The organism is Acidianus manzaensis (genome assembly GCF_002116695.1).
GTDB lineage: Archaea > Thermoproteota > Thermoprotei_A > Sulfolobales > Sulfolobaceae > Acidianus > Acidianus manzaensis.
Map to the genome: position 1 here is coordinate 706467 of NZ_CP020477.1, position 17351 is coordinate 723817.

14 protein-coding genes and 1 tRNA gene are annotated in these 17351 nt (G+C 31.7%); 7 read left to right on the forward strand and 8 right to left on the reverse strand.

The features are described from left to right. Positions 1 to 6: 6 nt before the first annotated feature. Genes gdS-2 through B6F84_RS03385 form a run of 3 tightly spaced genes read right to left on the reverse strand, consistent with a single transcriptional unit; the run spans position 7 to position 2392 of the window. Positions 7 to 855, reverse strand: a complete 849-nt coding sequence (gene gdS-2, locus B6F84_RS03375; RefSeq protein WP_148690927.1) for a hexaprenyl pyrophosphate synthase — start codon at positions 853 to 855, stop codon at positions 7 to 9. A gap of 5 nt (positions 856 to 860) precedes the next feature. After that, on the reverse strand, positions 861 to 1616 hold the full coding sequence (locus B6F84_RS03380; protein ID WP_148690928.1) for a hypothetical protein: 756 nt from the start codon (positions 1614 to 1616) through the stop codon (positions 861 to 863). Beyond that, positions 1586 to 2392 (reverse strand): S-methyl-5'-thioadenosine phosphorylase, encoded by an 807-nt coding sequence (locus B6F84_RS03385; protein ID WP_148690929.1) that lies wholly within the window; start codon positions 2390 to 2392, stop codon positions 1586 to 1588. The genes B6F84_RS03380 and B6F84_RS03385 overlap by 31 nt, the downstream gene beginning before the upstream one ends. 83 nt (positions 2393 to 2475) lie before the next feature. On the opposite strand from B6F84_RS03385, the gene B6F84_RS03390 reads away from it, so the two are divergent. Beyond that, positions 2476 to 3096 (forward strand): phosphoribosyltransferase, encoded by a 621-nt coding sequence (locus tag B6F84_RS03390; RefSeq protein ID WP_148690930.1) that lies wholly within the window; start codon positions 2476 to 2478, stop codon positions 3094 to 3096. A 9-nt stretch (positions 3097 to 3105) separates the two neighbouring features. Here B6F84_RS03390 and prf1 read toward each other — a convergent pair whose 3' ends face one another. From prf1 to B6F84_RS03410, 4 genes are all read right to left on the reverse strand, one after another. Continuing rightward, complete coding sequence (gene prf1, locus B6F84_RS03395; RefSeq protein ID WP_148690931.1) at positions 3106 to 4182, reverse strand: peptide chain release factor aRF-1; 1077 nt, start codon at positions 4180 to 4182, stop codon at positions 3106 to 3108. Between the two features lie 256 nt (positions 4183 to 4438). Continuing rightward, positions 4439 to 4523, reverse strand: a tRNA-Leu gene (locus B6F84_RS03400). Positions 4524 to 4770: 247 nt separating this feature from the next. Next, entirely contained in the window at positions 4771 to 5313 is a 543-nt protein-coding gene (locus B6F84_RS03405) for a hypothetical protein (protein WP_148690932.1), read from the reverse strand. A gap of 92 nt (positions 5314 to 5405) precedes the next feature. After that, entirely contained in the window at positions 5406 to 5882 is a 477-nt protein-coding gene (locus B6F84_RS03410; protein WP_148690933.1) for a dCTP deaminase, read from the reverse strand. Between the two features lie 83 nt (positions 5883 to 5965). Between B6F84_RS03410 and B6F84_RS03415 the strand changes: the two genes are divergently transcribed. The 6 genes from B6F84_RS03415 to B6F84_RS03440 all read left to right on the forward strand — a co-directional run bounded on the left by B6F84_RS03415 (position 5966) and on the right by B6F84_RS03440 (position 16295). Further along, positions 5966 to 6874, forward strand: a complete 909-nt coding sequence (locus tag B6F84_RS03415; RefSeq protein ID WP_236749036.1) for a tetratricopeptide repeat protein — start codon at positions 5966 to 5968, stop codon at positions 6872 to 6874. 39 nt (positions 6875 to 6913) lie between these two features. Then, entirely contained in the window at positions 6914 to 9301 is a 2388-nt protein-coding gene (locus B6F84_RS03420) for a plasma-membrane proton-efflux P-type ATPase (RefSeq protein ID WP_148690934.1), read from the forward strand. 294 nt (positions 9302 to 9595) lie between these two features. Further along, positions 9596 to 12451 carry a hypothetical protein gene (locus B6F84_RS03425; RefSeq protein WP_148690935.1) on the forward strand — a complete coding sequence of 952 codons (2856 nt, stop codon included), beginning with the start codon at positions 9596 to 9598 and terminating at the stop codon, positions 12449 to 12451. A gap of 53 nt (positions 12452 to 12504) precedes the next feature. Continuing rightward, complete coding sequence (locus tag B6F84_RS03430) at positions 12505 to 14040, forward strand: carboxypeptidase-like regulatory domain-containing protein (protein WP_148690936.1); 1536 nt, start codon at positions 12505 to 12507, stop codon at positions 14038 to 14040. A gap of 54 nt (positions 14041 to 14094) precedes the next feature. Beyond that, a complete protein-coding gene (locus tag B6F84_RS03435) occupies positions 14095 to 15714 on the forward strand; it encodes a hypothetical protein (protein WP_148690937.1) in 1620 nt (539 codons plus the stop codon). Then, the gene (locus tag B6F84_RS03440; protein ID WP_148690938.1) at positions 15711 to 16295 is read left to right on the forward strand and encodes a hypothetical protein; all 585 of its coding nucleotides are present in this window, start codon (positions 15711 to 15713) and stop codon (positions 16293 to 16295) included. The genes B6F84_RS03435 and B6F84_RS03440 overlap by 4 nt, the downstream gene beginning before the upstream one ends. A 245-nt stretch (positions 16296 to 16540) precedes the next feature. Here B6F84_RS03440 and B6F84_RS03445 read toward each other — a convergent pair whose 3' ends face one another. Further along, a complete protein-coding gene (locus B6F84_RS03445; RefSeq protein WP_148690939.1) occupies positions 16541 to 17341 on the reverse strand; it encodes a ParA family protein in 801 nt (266 codons plus the stop codon). Positions 17342 to 17351: the final 10 nt, after the last annotated feature.

Sequence of the window (17351 nt, forward strand, 5' to 3'; positions counted from 1 at the left end):
CGTAGTTTAAAACAATTTATTTTTTATTCTTGATTCTGCCATTAAACCTAAAGCTAAAAAATCTGGCAAAGCTATAGCTAAATCCTTATATTCATCTTGAAGAGGAATAGAGTAAACTATTTTAATATAAGATTCCTTCAATCTGTCGTAATTTATTTTCACAAAACTATCTACTTTACCATCAGTAAGTTCAAATAATTGTCTCGCACTTCCCACTAGTTCTTCCTTATCCAACTTTACACAATCAATATAATCATCTACTAATTGGTATAAAACACCTAAATACTTTCCAGCTAACATTAAATTATCTAATTGAGCTTCTTGCCTAGAAGAAAATGCTGCAAGCATCATAGGTAATTTAAATAAACTTGCAGTTTTTAATTCAATAGTATTAAAATATTCTTCTTTATTCCCATACATATCCTTTAAAGCTCCCACAGCAGTATCCTTCCATAAATCTACACTAATATCTAAAGCCCTCTTACCATAAGAAGAAATAATATTTAAAGCAGTAGGAATTAGAAAATTGGAGGCAAATATAACTCGCCTATTTGTATATACGGCCCACGCAGACTTCATACCCCTTCGAGTTTCATCATAATCAACTATATCATCTAAAGCTAAAGAAGCAGAATGCAAAATTTCAGTAGCTAGAGCTCCATAATATGCATCTCTCTCTTCTCCACCCAAACCATTATTAAACAGAAAGACTAAAGTACCTCTAAATCTTTTTCCATCCTTCATAATATATTTACTCATTTCTAATATTTCCCAGTCCTTTACTTCATTTACGAACTTAGTCACTAACTCATCAATAGTTTCCTTGCTTTTTTCCCAAAACTCTATTAGATCCAAAGTTCTCATCCTTCCTTTATATAATATGATATTAAAGATAAATAAATAGGTGCAAAAAGAGGTTCAACGTCCAGCATAAACTCTTTAACTTTTTTACCTTCTTTTCTAAGTTCAAAAGAAATCCTCCTCATAATCATAGAATCTACTCCAGTATACATTATTATAGAATCATAAAAATTTATATCATAATATTCTTTAACATCTTTACCTAAATTTTTCTCTATAGAATACTTTGCAGGAGAAAGAACAGGAGAAAGAACAAACTGATTAAAAGACAAGTCAATATCTTTAGATTTCTCTTTTAAGAATTCATCCAAATCTGAGAAATCCATTTCCATAAGAATTCTTTTACTCCTAGGAGAATTAGTAGTCTTAGCTATATAATTAAGCAATGATAATGATAAATTAATTTCACACAAATCATTAGAAAACTTAAAAATTGAAATACTACCCTTAGGCTTTATATCCGAACATGTAATAATTTCACCTTTATTCGCTAAAGCCCAAGAAGTATCTAAAAACTCCTTTGCCTCATTAATATCATTCAAAAAAATTAATACATTATCAATAGAAGAATAAGCATCCTCCAAAAAAATCAATTCATGAAGACTAACAGTTTTAACTATTTCACCTTTTAGATTAATTATACTTCTTTCTAAAGTATACGCAGGTAATTCCATTCCTTTACCATAAGCTATCAGACTAAAATTAGGTAACGAAATATCCTCTTTTATATTAATGCTGTTTTTAGAGAATTGCAACATGAACACTCTCTATCGTCTGGTTTATCTGGTAATCTTTTAATAACTTCATATAAAAGTTTCCTAGACTTTTCAGCATTTTCATTTAAAACCCTAGTTACTTCCTCAGCAGTAACAGGAATATCAGCAAAAACATCATAATCAGTAATAGTACCTATAGTAGCATAACACATCTGCAACTCACAAGCCAAATTTACTTCAGGAACTAAAGTCATGCCAATTATATCAGCCTTAAATACATCCTTCCAAACTCTACTTTCAGCCCTAGTAGAAAATCTAGGCCCTTCAATACAAATATACGTACCAGAATGCGTAGTTATTTTCAAATCATTTGCAGAATCAATAATTACCTTTCTCAAAGCATTACAGAAAGGATCAGCCATAGAAACATGAGCTACTACAGGTCCATCGAAAAACGTATACTGCCTACCCTTAGTCATATCAATAAACTGATCAGGAACAACAAAATCTCCAGGCTTATAATCCATCCTTAAACTACCAACAGCTGACACAGAAATAACCCATTTTACTCCAAGCTCATGAAAAGCCCAAAGATTAGCCCTATAATTTATTTTATGTGGAGGAATTCTATGTCTTCTACCATGTCTTGGAAGAAAAGCAACCTTTTTCCCTTCTACAGTACCTATAGTTATTAAATCACTTGTATCTCCATAAGGAGTATAAACTTTTATCTCCTTTGAATCAGTAAAAATTTTTGGATCGTATAAACCAGAACCACCTATTATTCCAATCGAAACTTTTTCGTATTCAAGCATAAAGAATCTATCACAAACTATCTTATAAATTAAAAACCAAAAATTTGATTAAGTATTACATAAATAACGTATGGGAATAAAATTTGCCAAAAATCCCCGTCAAAGCAGTTAAATGGGAAGAAATAGTAGACTTATCTACAAGATTATCAGAAATTTTAAAAGAAGAATACGTCCCAGACGTAATAATAGCAATAGCTAGAGGAGGATTAGTACCAGCCAGATTAGTAGCAGACGCGTTAGGAATAATGGACGTTCTATCTTTAAAAGTAGAACATTGGGTAATGACTGCCTCCCATACTCCAGAAGCTAAAATAAAATATCCGTACAAAGTAAATCTAGAAGGAAAGAAAGTCCTACTTATAGACGATATAACAGACACCGGGGACAGTCTAATAATAACTTCTAAATACGTAAAAGAAAATTTCAATCCATCAGAAGTTAAATCATCTACATTACAGTACATACTAGGTTCAAAATTCGTGCCAGACTATTACGCTCAAACAGTAAAAGATTGGACATGGTTCATGTATCCATGGAATTATTGGGAAGATGAAATAAATCTAACTAAAAAAATAATAGATGAAACAAAATCAGTAGAATTATCAGATTTAGAAACAAAATTTAAGGAAAATTATGGAATAACTCCACCTATACCATTATCAAAAATATTAGACGAAATGAAAAGAAGAAATATTTTAACTTAAACCCTCTTTTTATATTCTAAATCTTAACTTACCTATAGCTCCACCAAAAGTCTTTCTAACCCATTCAGCTTCAGGTATTTCGTCACTTATAACATAAACCTTAGTACCCATTTTTTCTGCTTCAGTAGATAATTTTTCAGCCTCACTGTCCTCACTAACTACTAAAGAATCTAAAGCGCCAAGACTTATAGCTTTTTCAATCTCTTCCTTACCATAAACTACAAGTCCATCATCCTTAGCTAAATGATATTTAATTTCATCAAGCAAATCCTCCACCTCAATATATTTTTGATTCTTTAGAACATCTTTACTTTTCATTACCATTTCTCTTAAACCAGCCTCTCCTTGATCTCCTAAATCAACTAAAGGTTGAAGTATTAGATTTTTTATCCTATAATCAACATAATCTCCTTCATAGAAATCATTCTTTGCATAACCTGGCCCACCAAGCAGTATTCCTTTCATTTTCTTTTCTTCCACATAAGGTAAAAAGTAAGCATTAACCTTCTCCCCAACCTCTTTCAAAAAGTTCCCATACATTTCCTCAATTATTCTATCAATTCTTCTTTGAGACTGTCCACCCATCATATGTTTACCTGGTACAAAACCTTCAATTTCCTCCAATTCTTGAATTTTTGTACCTCTAAGCAAACCTATAGTAGCTTCATCCCTCTCAACTATAATAAGCCCATAAATCTCATTCTCTTCCACCATATCCTCTAAAAATTCAGTATGAAAAGTTTTATCAGTCCTATAGAAATAAACTGTAATCTTCTCTGGTGGAGAAAACATATAACACTTAAAATCTTCCGTATCAAAATTTTCTCCACAAAATAATGCTAATCCATTATCTGGTACTTTATTTATCGGAGTAAGCCTATCGATAGCAGCACTAATAGCAGTTTCTACTGCATCCCTTGTTCGCTTCAACTTAATATTCTGAGAAATAGAAGCTTCTTGTCGCAGATTATTAAGAACATCTGCAATAGGTCTGCCAGGCGGAATATATAATGAAAGCAAAACAGTAGCTGGCGCAGACCACTTTTTCAATTCTTTTAATAATACCTTTAACTCTTGCTTATTTATTAAATACCTGTCAAAGACTCATCCCTGATCAAATAATAAATTGACTTTCACCTTAAAAAGTTAAGTCAAAAACTATCGTAAGCATTCAGCTAACAGAGTGAGTTAAGACTAGTACATGAAAAATAATCGTTAGTAAAGTAATAATAGGTAACTTTAGTACATAAAAAGTAGTTAGAAGATAAATATAGTCAAACTAAATCTTTAATTTAAAAAATTGTTACAAAATATTACTATAATATAATATATTTTAAATGTATGCGAGGGGTGGGACTTGAACCCACGCAGGCCTACACCAGCGGAGCCTCAGTCCGCCCCCTTTGGCCTAGCTCGGGCACCCCCGCATAACAAACATATTTCCAACAAAAAAATAAAAACGTTTTCTATTGCAAAGCTAGTATCTGAGTTTAAGGTTACTTCTATTTCTAAAGATAAAATATAAGTAATAGGTTAAGTAGCAGGGGTGATACCTAGTATCAGGGGTGAAACTTGCTATTTGAGACTAGCCCAAAAGAATCATTAACAGATCTATTTGATAGAGAAGATGACAAATCCAATAGTCAAATGCACAGTTTTAGAATTTTAAAAACATCATATTCTAAACCTCATTAAATACGCCAATATAGCAGAAACAGGAATAGTTAATATATCAATAACCGGATAAAAAGAAAACAAACAAAGAATATACAACACCAGAAAAGAAATAAAATCCTGACCAATACTCCTACTTATCCAATCAATAGTATTTCCAACATCCATTTTCCCCTTATAAATTGAAGGCAAAAGTAACACAGCAAAAGTTAAAGCCAAAGCATCAAGCAATAACTCCAGAATACCAATCCTCAAAATAGAAAAAACAAGCAAAAACAAACCCAAAATCAAACCAGAAACAGTAGAATAACCCAAATAATCTAAAAAAGCATCAAGCTTCCTAAATAAATAATCACCTAAAGAAGCAGAAGCAGAATACATAATAGTCAAACCAATTATGAAATTAGAAATAAGACTAAATGAAGGAACAAAATGCAACAAAAATATCTCAATAAGATACCCTATAATAGTGATAATAATAACAGGCAAAATAATAGTAATATTAGATACAAACTCCTTAAAAGCATCCTCAATCAAAGACATAGCCATATAATAAAAACAGAATATAAAAAGTAAATCATAAATTGCTGACAGATCCAATTCTAGAAGTAAAGGCTACAAAAAAGAAAACATCATTAAATAATTTTTCCACCAGCATATATTCCCTCATAAACCTTCTCAGTAGGCTCATCAAGCTTAATAAAAATCAAATGAGCAACCCTACTTCCCTTCTTAATCTTATTATGATAAAGAGAAGAAATAGCCAAAGTAATCCTTCCATTATATCCAGCATCAATCACAGTAGGAGGAGCAAAAAACCCATTCCTGGCTAAAGTACTCCTCAAAGTAATCAAGCCAGCCAAATCATTAGGCATTTTCAATTCCTCACAAGATTCAAAAAGATAAGTCCTCCCATTTAACTCAGCATAATCATCAAACCTCCTTTCTACAATATCACTCTTCTTTTCAGGAAGAGAAGAATTACCTTCAACTTCATAATATTTATCACCACAAATTCTTAAATCATAACCATTCTCCCTAACACTATCAACAGAATAATTTAGTATAACACTACCAAGAAGCTTACTTATAGACTGATGACTCAAAATCACATTTTTAAATTATAACCCCAATTTTAAAAATAAATCATTAACTTTCTTCAAACACATAATCTAATTCCAAAGAGGTATTTCAAATGACAATAGATGAAGAAGAAAAAGCTTACAAACTATATGAAGATTACAAAAAAACAAAAAACAAGAAAAACCTAGAAGAAATAATTAAATTATTATCATCAAAAAAAGACATAAACTCATTAAACCTCCTATCCCTAGCTTACATAAACCTAGAAAAATACGATCAAGCAATAGAATTACTTGACGAAGCAATCAAAAAAACAAAAGACGAAGAAGACAAATCAATCCTATTATTCAACAAAGCATTAGCATTAAAATCAAAAGGAAACCTAACAGCATCATACCAAACACTAAAACAAATCTCACCAAAATCATCAATTTACCAACATTCAAGAAGATTCCTAGCACAAATCTGCATATCATTCGGAGATCTTCACTATTTAGAAGAAGCAAAAGAAATCCTAGAAAACTTCGAAATCCCAAACGAAGACTTAATAATCACATACATACTCCTTTCTAGATTAAAATACAAAGAACTATACAAAAAAGCAGTAAAACTAGCAAAAGACCTAAAAAACGAAAAACTACTAGCAGAAGCATTACTCTCATCAGATGATGAAGAAGAACTACAACAAGCACTACAAATCTTCAGAAAACTTAAAGATACAACAGGAGAAGCAAAAGCATTATACAAACTATCACTAAAAAATCCCTCATTACTTTACGAAGCAGTACAAAAATTAGAAGAATCAGGAAACAAAGAAACCAAAGAAACACAAATACTCCTTTACCAACTTTATAAAAACACTGGAATAATAGACTTCTTAAAACAATCAATAAAAATAGCAGAAAAATACGAAGACTACTTATTCCTAGCCAGAAGCTACGTCGAACTCTCTAAAAAAGAAAACGAAATAGAAAATTTAAGAAAAGCAGTAAACTATTACGAAAAATACATCTCCAAATAGAGGGCAAAGAAAAAATACCCTCAGACAATATTCCGTAGTATGAGTAACACATTTGAAAATAAATCAATACAAGATACATTAACAGCCTTTAACACAACCTTAGAAGGACTTACAGAAGAAGAAGCACAACAAAGAATAAAAAAATACGGATACAACGAAGTAAAAGAAAAGAAACAAAGCCCAGTAATAAAATTCCTAAAAAAATTCTGGGCACCAGTACCTTGGATGCTAGAAATAACCACCATCATAACATACATCCTAGGAAAATACCTAGACATGTACATCATCTTATTCCTCCTTATATTTAATTCCGTAATAAGCTTCATACAAGAAAAAAGAGCAGAAAACGCAGTAGAATTATTAAAACAAAAACTAAACGTAAAAACAAGAGTATTAAGAGACAAAAAATGGAAAATAATAGAAGCCAGACTCCTAGTACCTGGAGACATAGTACACATTAGATTAGGAGACATAGTACCCGCAGACATAAAAATAATAGAAGGAGAAGTCCTAGTAGACCAATCAGCCCTAACAGGAGAATCGATGCCAGTAGAAAAAAAGAAACAAAACGTAATTTATTCCGGATCAATAATAAAAAGAGGAGAAGCAACAGGAATAGTAATTGCTACAGGAGAAAAAACATACTTCGGAAAAACAACAGAACTAGTACAAACAGCAAAAGCAGAATCACACCTAGAAAAACTAATCTTCAACATAGTAAAATACCTAGTCATTCTAGATATAGCACTAGTAATAGCCTTATTCATTTTTTCCCTATTAGTAGGAATAAAAATATCAACAATACTACCATTTTCCCTAATAGTCCTTATAGCATCAGTACCAGTAGCATTACCAGCTACATTCACAATAGCAATGGCATTAGGAAGCCAAGAACTAGCAAACCACGGAGTATTAGTAACAAGACTAACAGCATCAGAAGACGCAGCATCAATGGACATTTTAAACCTAGATAAAACAGGAACAATAACAGAAAATAGACTAAGAGTAGGAGATCCAATACCAGCAGAAGGATTTACAAAAGAAGACGTAGTAAGATACGCCTATATAGCCTCAGACGAAGCAAGCCAAGACCCAATAGACACAGCAGTTATTTCTTGTTTTAGAGAAAATAGAATAACCCCAACAAACTTCGAAAAAATAAACTTCACACCATTCGACCCATCAATAAAAAGAACAGAAGCAACAGTAAAACTAAACCAAAAAATCCTAAAAGTAATGAAAGGAGCACCACCAGTAATAGCACAACTCTCAGACACATCAAACATGAAGGACTACAACAAAATCCTTGAAAACCTATCAGAAAGAGGATATAGAACAATATCAGTAGCAATAGCAGAAGAAAACCAAAAACCAAAACTAGTAGGAATACTACCACTTTACGATAGACCAAGAAAAGACAGCAAAGACTTCATAGAAGAAATTAAAAAACTAAACGTAAGCCCAAAAATGGTAACAGGAGATAACGAACTAATAGCAAAAGAAATAGCAAAACAAGTAGACATAGGAGACATAATCTGCAACATAAACGACATCAAAAAAATTCTAGACGAAAACCAACAAATAAAAAAAGTAGAAGAATGTAACGTATTCGCAAACGTATTCCCAGAAGATAAATACTTCATAGTTAAAACACTACAAAAAGGAAAACATTACGTAGGAATGACAGGAGACGGAGTAAACGATGCTCCAGCATTAAAACAAGCAGAAGTAGGAATAGCCGTAGCCAACGCAACAGACGTAGCAAAAGCCTCAGCAAGCATGGTACTAACACATGAAGGACTTACAGACATAGTAGAAGCAATAAAAACAGGAAGAAAAATATACCAAAGAATGCTTACATATACAATAAATAAAATAATAAAAACACTACAAGTAGTCATATTCCTCACACTCTCATTCTTCATAGTAAAATTCTTCGTTACTACAGCATTTGACGTAATCCTCCTACTATTTGCAAACGACTTCGTAACAATGTCAATAGCTACAGACAACGTAAGATACTCAATGAAACCAGAAAGACTAGATGCAGGAAAAATAGTAAAAGCATCCTTAATACTCGCAATACTCATACTAGTAGAATCATTCTTCTCACTTTGGCTAGGAATATTCCTAAAATTAAGCTTAAATCAAATACAAACATTCATCTTTGACATGCTAGTATTTAGCGGACAATTTACAGTATACATGGTAAGAGAAAGAAAAAGCATGTGGTCATCAAAACCAAGCAAATTCCTCCTAACAAGTAGCATAGCAGACATCATATTCATCTCAACAATATCAGCTTTAGGAATACTAGTATATCCAATACCAATACAATACGTAATAATGATCCTAGCAATATCATTCGCATTCACCGTAATCTTCGATCACATAAAAAGCATCTCATTCAAAACAGTAGGAATATAAAACAATCACTTTTTATTAAAGACCAAAATAATTAACTCGAGTAGAGGAAAATAATCCCTAAGATATATAAATTTTCAAAATAAAACTATATGTGCCTTTAGATTTAATCATTAAAAAGATTATTATCAGATTATAAAATAAACGAAAATACTTAATGCCATTTTAAAAACTGTGGTATTAAAATAATATAATTTTATATACTCATAAATAACCAATTAGTTATAGAGTTCATGTATACAGTTGTAGCCAGAATACTTTAATAGTAAGACCAAAGAGATATGGTTTAGATCTAGTATGGATTTATCCTCAAAGAAAAAAATAGCCGCAGGTCTTGTAATTTTATATGCGGTAAGCCTAGCTATATTCCTACCAACTCTATTTCAAGCATCTTCTAATACATTAATAACAAACGTAATCAATCCATTCAATGGCGGAAACTATCTATGGGGAAGAATGTCTGGCATAATAGAATCAAATGGGCCAATAAGCACAGTAAATCTAACATATGTAGTACCATTCAATTTAACATTACCACTATTAGTATATAACGAAGCAATAGCTAACTCAACAGGTACTTATTACTATAATACTACTGGATTTGATTATCTATACAAACATTATAAAATAATGTTACCCGAAAATGGATCAGTGGTAAATGTAACAGCTAAATTCTTTGCAAGAACGACTGAAAATATCATAAATTCTACCTTATCACCCTATAAGACTAATACGACTAAGGGAGTATACTACGAAATGTTCAATACAACCCCACCAACTCCATTCCATTATTCATATGGCACATTTACTGCAGTTAGTGAAACAGTACCTAACGGAATGTATGCAAATGCAAGCGCAGAATTTAGTAACTTCAATTTTGTTGCACAATATTTGCCTTTCAATACTACGCTAAATTTAAGTGTATATGCTACTCCAAACATAATAGGAATTAAGGGACATGTACACTTTATCTTCAAAGTAGAGCTAAGGGCTAACAAAACCGTTTCATCTCCAGTAGAATATATAACATATGCATCTTTCTACTTAAACAATTCTTTCATCTCTAGTTTACAAGCAATAACAACACAAATACCTGGAGCTTCGTCTGCTACATCTCCAGCTACTGTACAATTTACTACAACTTACCAGAATTATATATTGCTGGTAGGCCTAGGATTATGGAGCAATGTAACTACAGTTTATGTGCAAGGTATATCCCCATTAACTAACAATGGAAGCTTTAGAGCCGTAGTGATTCCACCTCAAATGACAATACAAACTCCTCCATTCAGTACAACAAATGATCCATACATGGTAGAAAATGTAACAATATACGCTCCAGACGATATGCTTAATTGGACTTCAGTAATTCCAGCGGCTGGTAAATGGAATCCATATAGTACTATTAATCAACCATATACTAATGGTCCTTGGGACTATTCTGGTAATGGATTAACTGTATCATTAATGGTAGGCGGTGTTACCGTAGCTAGTGAAGTAATGAACGATAGTTTAGCTCTATATGCTGATAGTAATGTTCCATATGGTTATGCATATCATGTATCTATAGAATTTTTACTATCAAGCAACGATATGATAATGAGTAATGGAAACTTAATTTATGTATTTATAAATCCATCCCAGTTAGCTAATGCACAAATTCAATTATTATATAATGATAGCGATTATGCTGTCCAGTACTTATTTAGTCCAGTTCATGGAAACTATGTTGTTAAGACTACTAACATAATGGTGTATACGCCAGAGCTATATATGCCAACTGCTGAACCATTATCTACGTCTTACTTCCAAGGCCAATTAATAGATTATGATTATGGGTATGATTATTTAGTTCCATATGTTAACAATGCTACTGATACAGTTGAATTAATGCATATATCTGGAGATTCAGAATTAGTAATGGGAATAACTTCAACTCATGCTAATGCAACTCTAAGTATATACTATCCAAACACACCAATAGGAAGCTTAGAGACAACTATAGGCACTATACAAAGTGTATACGTAAAGTTTGCTAACGGAACTATGGAGAGAATATACTTAGGTAACTCTAATATAACTACGTTATTCACTGGTGTTACAATGCCACAAATGTCTCCAATGCCACCATTCTGGAACTACTCGTTCGTAGTAAGTATTCCAGGATTAGAGAGTATACTACATATAACTCCAACTCAAGCGCTAAGTGTATTGAATAACTCATACATAATAATAAGTTACTATGATATGGTATCTGGACAAACTGTAACTAATATGACAAAGTTGTACTCATCTACAGTATCACTAACTGTAGGAGTTGCTAATGATCATAACTTCTATTATGCTCCTGCTACACCATTTGAAGATATAGCTGTTCCTGGTGACCAAATATTCTACTTAGTTAATGTGAACAATACATTACCAGTAACTGTAACATTAACAGATGCATCATTAGGTGCAACTTCTCCATCTGCTATATTATCACTAAATACAACTAGTATAGCAATAACATACATTAACGAAACAGGACAGATGGTAAGCGTCACAGTTCCAAATATAACGTTGACTGAAACTGCACCAGGAAGCGGAATCTTTACTGGCATATTCTACATTACCTTAGTCAACTCTAAGGATCAACTAGTACCTACAGGATATCCATTAAACTTCACATATATAGCTGTAAATGGAGTACCAACAAAACTTCCAGTATTCTATATAATGAATACAACCCACCCAAGAATGTATATAAACGTTACTGCAGCTGGAGTATCAGCATTTAACTACTATCAGTTAGGTGAAATTGCAAATGTTATGGAAAATATAACTCCAGTAACATATAATCCAATAGACGGTGAGTTATCTACTACAGTAGGCTCTATGATATCTGGATACTATTATTCTGGATATATAGTACTAACAATATATACTAACCAGAGCGGTCATGCAGTATATACATATGAGCAGTATTTCAACTTAAGCAGTAGTAGTCCAAGGTTTGTTGTAGCATTCGACTTATTACCATTATCAAGCATACTAACTGGTCATACATACTACATTAAGATGGAAGCTATAGTAGTGCCATTATCCTATGAGCCAGATACTACAATAGGAACGCAAGGAATAGTGTTTGAAGGTGAATTCTATTTCGCATAAAGTTTTTAACTTTTTTTATTTCGTATAGAATATGTGTCTGATGGTGATATTTCATGAATAAAATATTTGGTTTGATAGTTATTGTATTAATGTTTTCGATGGTATTTGCTGGTACGTTTTCAATGCTAAATAGTAAAGCATCTACTGGATTTGAAGTAATTTCACCATTTCCCGAAGAACATTTTGCTTTAATTAATGATACAGAGTTAATAACAAACATATCAGTATATGCTCCAGGTCTAGTAGGCGCTACAGTTAATTTAGCTGTTACTGGTCCATATGATATTGAAATGACTTCAGCTGGTATACCAATAGGAAGTATAGGATCAACTGGATACCTTAACTTAACTAATTATGTTCTTCCTACTACTTTATTCGAAGCTAATGGTACTCCATTAACTCACTTTATACCTGGAGAATATAATTTCACGATTTCAGTGGGATTAAATCATGCTACAGTGCCAGTTTACTTTACGTCTCCAAATGAAGTAGAAATGGTAGTAAGTGTATATTCTAATGGTCAACCATTACAAGGTGTTACTGTTGATGTATACAATGAAACCTCAAGTATGTTCTTGGTAAGTAATACTACTGATGCTCAAGGTGTTGCTACTTTAACAGTACCATATGTATATACTATGACAAACACGTATAATGTAACAGCTACAAAGCCTGGCTATAAGGAAGTCTATACTACTGTTACAGTTCCTCCAGATCAAATCTCTGCAGTATCAGTAAAATTAACTACTAGTCCAGTAACTTTTGTTATAACTCCATATTATTTTGAAGATGAAGGAATACAAGAGCCTACTGTTCCAACAGTAATTAATGGAGAGCAAGTTTATGTTGCTTCTGGATTTGAGGGCACTACTTTATCTATGATAATCAATGCTACTGAATCTGGTGTTCCAATAAGTGGAGCTACTATAACTGGTAAGTATAGTTATTTTGTTAATGGCGTTGAAAAGACATCCACATCTACTGCGACATATATTGGAAATGGAATGTATAACTTAAGCATAATGTTGCCAGTCGCTACTAACTATGTGCCATATACTGTAAGTATAGCTGTTACAGGAAGCTATCAATCTAGTACTTACTCTTTCGTAGCTTTAGTAAGTGCTGAGGCAAATTACATAGGAATAATTGAGCAATTAAATAGTACTGTTAATACATTAAGTGCTGAAGTAAGTTTATTGCAATCTGAATTAAGTAGTAATGTGACATTATTAAAGTCTGATATATCTTCATTAAATTCTACCATTATGACGTTAGAAAGTGAGTTATCTTCATTAAATAGTACTGTTAATACATTAAAGTCTGAATTAGCTAGTGTAAATTCGACTCTTACTACTGAGGTTAATTCGTTAGAATCTAAAGTTTCTACATTAAGTTCTGAAGTCTCATCTTTAAATTCTGAAGTATCTTCATTAAATACTACTGTATCATCTGATCATTCATCAATTAGTAGTTTATCTTCAAAAGTAAATTCAATGTCGACATTAGAGTATGCAGCTTTAGGTATAGCTATAGTAGGTTTAATCGTAGCTATAGTTGCTATAGTATTGGTATTTAGGAAAGTAGCATAAAGTTAAACTCTTTTTTTGAATAGTTTTTTATATCATTTTTCCTTTTGCTTTTATATGAAGCGGTTATTTGTAGTATTTTTAGTTTTTGATGTTTCTTTTTATCTAGTAGTTTTTCGTTCTTTATTTTATGTTAATGCTTTCTCTCTTTTAGATACTGAGCCTTCTATGCGTTATTTTAGGGATTATTTATTTTCGTTAAATTCTCCTTCTACTTTTCTTTATAATTTTATGAATTCTATATCATGGAATTCTCCTGAGTTAGTTTTTACTGTGCTTCCGTTTATTTTAGGTACTTTTCTTTTCTATTTGTTTGCTAAGAATCAAGGAGTTGTGGAGTGGAAGGCTTGGCTTTTTTCTTTTATTTATATGTTAAATCCAGGTACTGTGTTGATTTTTGATACTGGAGATGCTCCAAGTATTCTTATGATGTATTCTATTTTTCCTCTAGTTATGTTGCTGGGATTGAGGCTTATAAGGAGTATGTCTTTTTATAATGCGTTGTTACTAGCTGGAAGTATAATTTTGGCTAATTTTTTCTTTTATCAAGCTTTTCTTTTGGTTTGGCCATTTCTTCTGGTTCTTTTGTTGTTGTCAGAAAATAGGATAAAACTATTTGCCTTACTTTTATTAGCTGATGTATTGGCTTTTATGTCTGATGTGAATTTCGACATCATGATTTATGAGACTGTTGTCCCTTCTTTGGCTTTATCGCATGTTGAAGCTATTCCGTTTTTTACTAAGGAGATTTATTATGTTTCTTTTTATTTGGGTTTGTATGCTTTGTTGTTGCTTTTTTCTAAGGTTAAGAAGGAGGCTAAAGCTTTTGTTTCAATGGCTTTAATTATGCTTTTAGTTTGGCCTTTGATTTTTTATCATTTGCCTGATATACCTCTTCTTAATGCTGTTTTTCTTGCTTTTACAACTTTTGAGCCTAAATTTGTTCTTTTGATTAATGGGCTTCTGGTTATGTCTTTTGTCTTTATAAAGAGGTGGTATTTTGTTTTTGTTGTTTTAACTATTATTCTGATGAGTATTGCTGATATTTCTTTTATATCTGTTGGAGTAGAGGAGCAAGCTAGTGCTTATGCTGTTTTAACTTTTAATGCTAAGGATCATCAAGTTGGAAGTGGTTTTTTTGAATTAGAGAAGTTCTTTTATGATCATCCAGGATTTTATTATGTGGGTATACCTAGTTATTATTTTACCTCAGGAAATACTACGTTAAGTTATGAATTGTCTGATTTAATCCCTAATCCTTTGCCTATAAGTAACTATTCTGTTTATAATCTTTCTATGGAAGGTGTAAAATATGTTGTTTCTTTATCTCCTTTTACTTTAAATGGTCTTGTAGAGGTTTATCATGGTGGAGGATTTTATGTTTATGAAAATGAGGAGTTTAAGAGTATTGCATTTTCTCTGTCTGGTAAGCCTTTAAATGTTAGTATTAAGCCAAATGAGGTGATAGTTAGTGGTAATGCTAGTGAGGCTGTAGTTCTAGTTCCTTATAATCATTTTTGGAATGCTAAAGATTATCATGGATATTTAGAAATTCTTATGCATAATGGGGTAGGAAAGGCTGTTTATGAGGGTTATTATATTAATGAGGGTTTGCTTGTAGTTGATTTTATAACTATTTTTAGCGTGTTAGGTTTAATATTGAGGTTAAGGAAATGAATAGGAGTGAGCTATCGAATTATATATATTCGTTGATAATAGGTTTTATTCCTTTTGTTTCGCTTAAGATTGATAATGTTTACTTTATGTTGTTTTCCTTTGTTGTTTCTTTGGTTATTTTGCTGTTGTTTAATTATGATTCTAGAATTTTGGTTTTGTTAGGTATTTTTTCTCTTTTGTTGTCGGCTTTTTTTGATAGAGTAAATTTAGGGAATCTCGCATGGTTTTATTTTGTTTTTGGGGTTTTAGGTATTATAATAGGGGATAAAATTAGTAATAAAATGGAAAATAGTAGGGCAGATATACAAAATAAAATTATAAATAGTATTAAGGATGATGAGGAAAAAAAGGACGAGAAGGTAGGGCGTAAAAGAAAGGGGAAAAGGGGTAGGCAAGTTAATCAGAAGAAGAGTGGTAGTTTTATAAATACATTATCTTGGGTTTTCATAGTTTTATCTTTGCCTTTTATGTTTGATATTTGGTATTATGCTTTTGCTAAAGGAGAGTTGCATTTGGATATAATTTTTATAGGTGCAGGTTTGTTTGCACTAGGTTATATTCTTAATACTATAAAGAGCTAATTTGAAGTTATGCTGGAGTATTTCCTATTAACAGGGATTAATGCTTTGTGAGAACTGGTCAGTTATTCGAATAAGATTTTGGTTCTCATAATTGTAGTATTTAAAATTAAGTTTAAGGGAAATTCCTTGTTATGTTTTAATAGTCACAGGATTTTCCGTAAATTGTTTCATGTAATTATAATCAAAATATTAATTTTCATGTAGGCGTTGAATTTATATTTGGTTATAATTTTATATATTTTGTATCATGCTTTTGTAATTCTTTCTAGAAACTCTTCTGTTAGATCAGTAATTATCTTTTTATTTTTTTCTTTTCTTGCTGAAATAAATATTGGAATTTCTTTTTTTGTGTCACTAAAATTAAGGTTTATTAGTTCTTTTCTTGCTGGTATTGCTGTTTTGAAGTTTATTAGTTTTAAGTTCCCGTCATATGGATAGATTCTTTTTTCAATTTCTTTTTTTTCGTCATCGCTAAGTGATTTTAGTGCGTCGTCTACTATTCTGTAGGCTTCGTATTCTTGTTCGTATGGTTTTCCTTCATAAATTACTATGTTTCCTATATACTTTAGGTTTACGTAGAATTGGTTCATCCAATGGATTAGGATGTTTATTGATTTTCTAAGTTCTCTGTTTTTGCTTGGTGGCAATACTGATATTATGTATTGTGATGATTCTATGGCGTTCATTGCTATCATTGATATTCTAGGGTGGAAGTCTATGAATATGTAGTCGTAGTCTTTTATTTTTATTTTTGCGTAAGATAATGCGTTTTCTACGTAATTAGTGAAGTCTGGTTGTATATCGTCATAGTTATCTAGGTCTGGTTCTATTTTACATGGGTATACTAGAATATCTATGTTTGTGTTTTTTATGTTGAATAATCCTTTTTTTACGTATTTTGGTTTTATAAAAAAGGTCGATGTGTAGCTTTTCTCATCTAAGTCTATTACTAGTGTTCTTTTTCCTTTCCAACTTAGTCCTAGTGATAATAGCGATATTATGTGGGATTTTCCGTAAGTCGGTAATGGTGTAAATGTTATTATCATATGTTATTGA

Bases quoted from the DNA above. Each gene is read 5' to 3' on its own strand.
- B6F84_RS03385 (WP_148690929.1), bottom strand. From the start codon at position 2,392: ATGCTTGAATACGAAAAAGTTTCGATTGGAATAATAGGTGGTTCTGGT.
- B6F84_RS03405 (WP_148690932.1), bottom strand. From the start codon at position 5,313: ATGTCTTTGATTGAGGATGCTTTTAAGGAGTTTGTATCTAATATTACT.
- B6F84_RS03415 (WP_236749036.1), top strand. From the start codon at position 5,966: ATGACAATAGATGAAGAAGAAAAAGCTTACAAACTATATGAAGATTAC.
- B6F84_RS03420 (WP_148690934.1), top strand. From the start codon at position 6,914: ATGAGTAACACATTTGAAAATAAATCAATACAAGATACATTAACAGCC.
- B6F84_RS03425 (WP_148690935.1), top strand. From the start codon at position 9,596: ATGGATTTATCCTCAAAGAAAAAAATAGCCGCAGGTCTTGTAATTTTA.
- B6F84_RS03430 (WP_148690936.1), top strand. From the start codon at position 12,505: ATGAATAAAATATTTGGTTTGATAGTTATTGTATTAATGTTTTCGATG.
- B6F84_RS03435 (WP_148690937.1), top strand. From the start codon at position 14,095: ATGAAGCGGTTATTTGTAGTATTTTTAGTTTTTGATGTTTCTTTTTAT.
- B6F84_RS03440 (WP_148690938.1), top strand. From the start codon at position 15,711: ATGAATAGGAGTGAGCTATCGAATTATATATATTCGTTGATAATAGGT.
- B6F84_RS03445 (WP_148690939.1), bottom strand. From the start codon at position 17,341: ATGATAATAACATTTACACCATTACCGACTTACGGAAAATCCCACATA.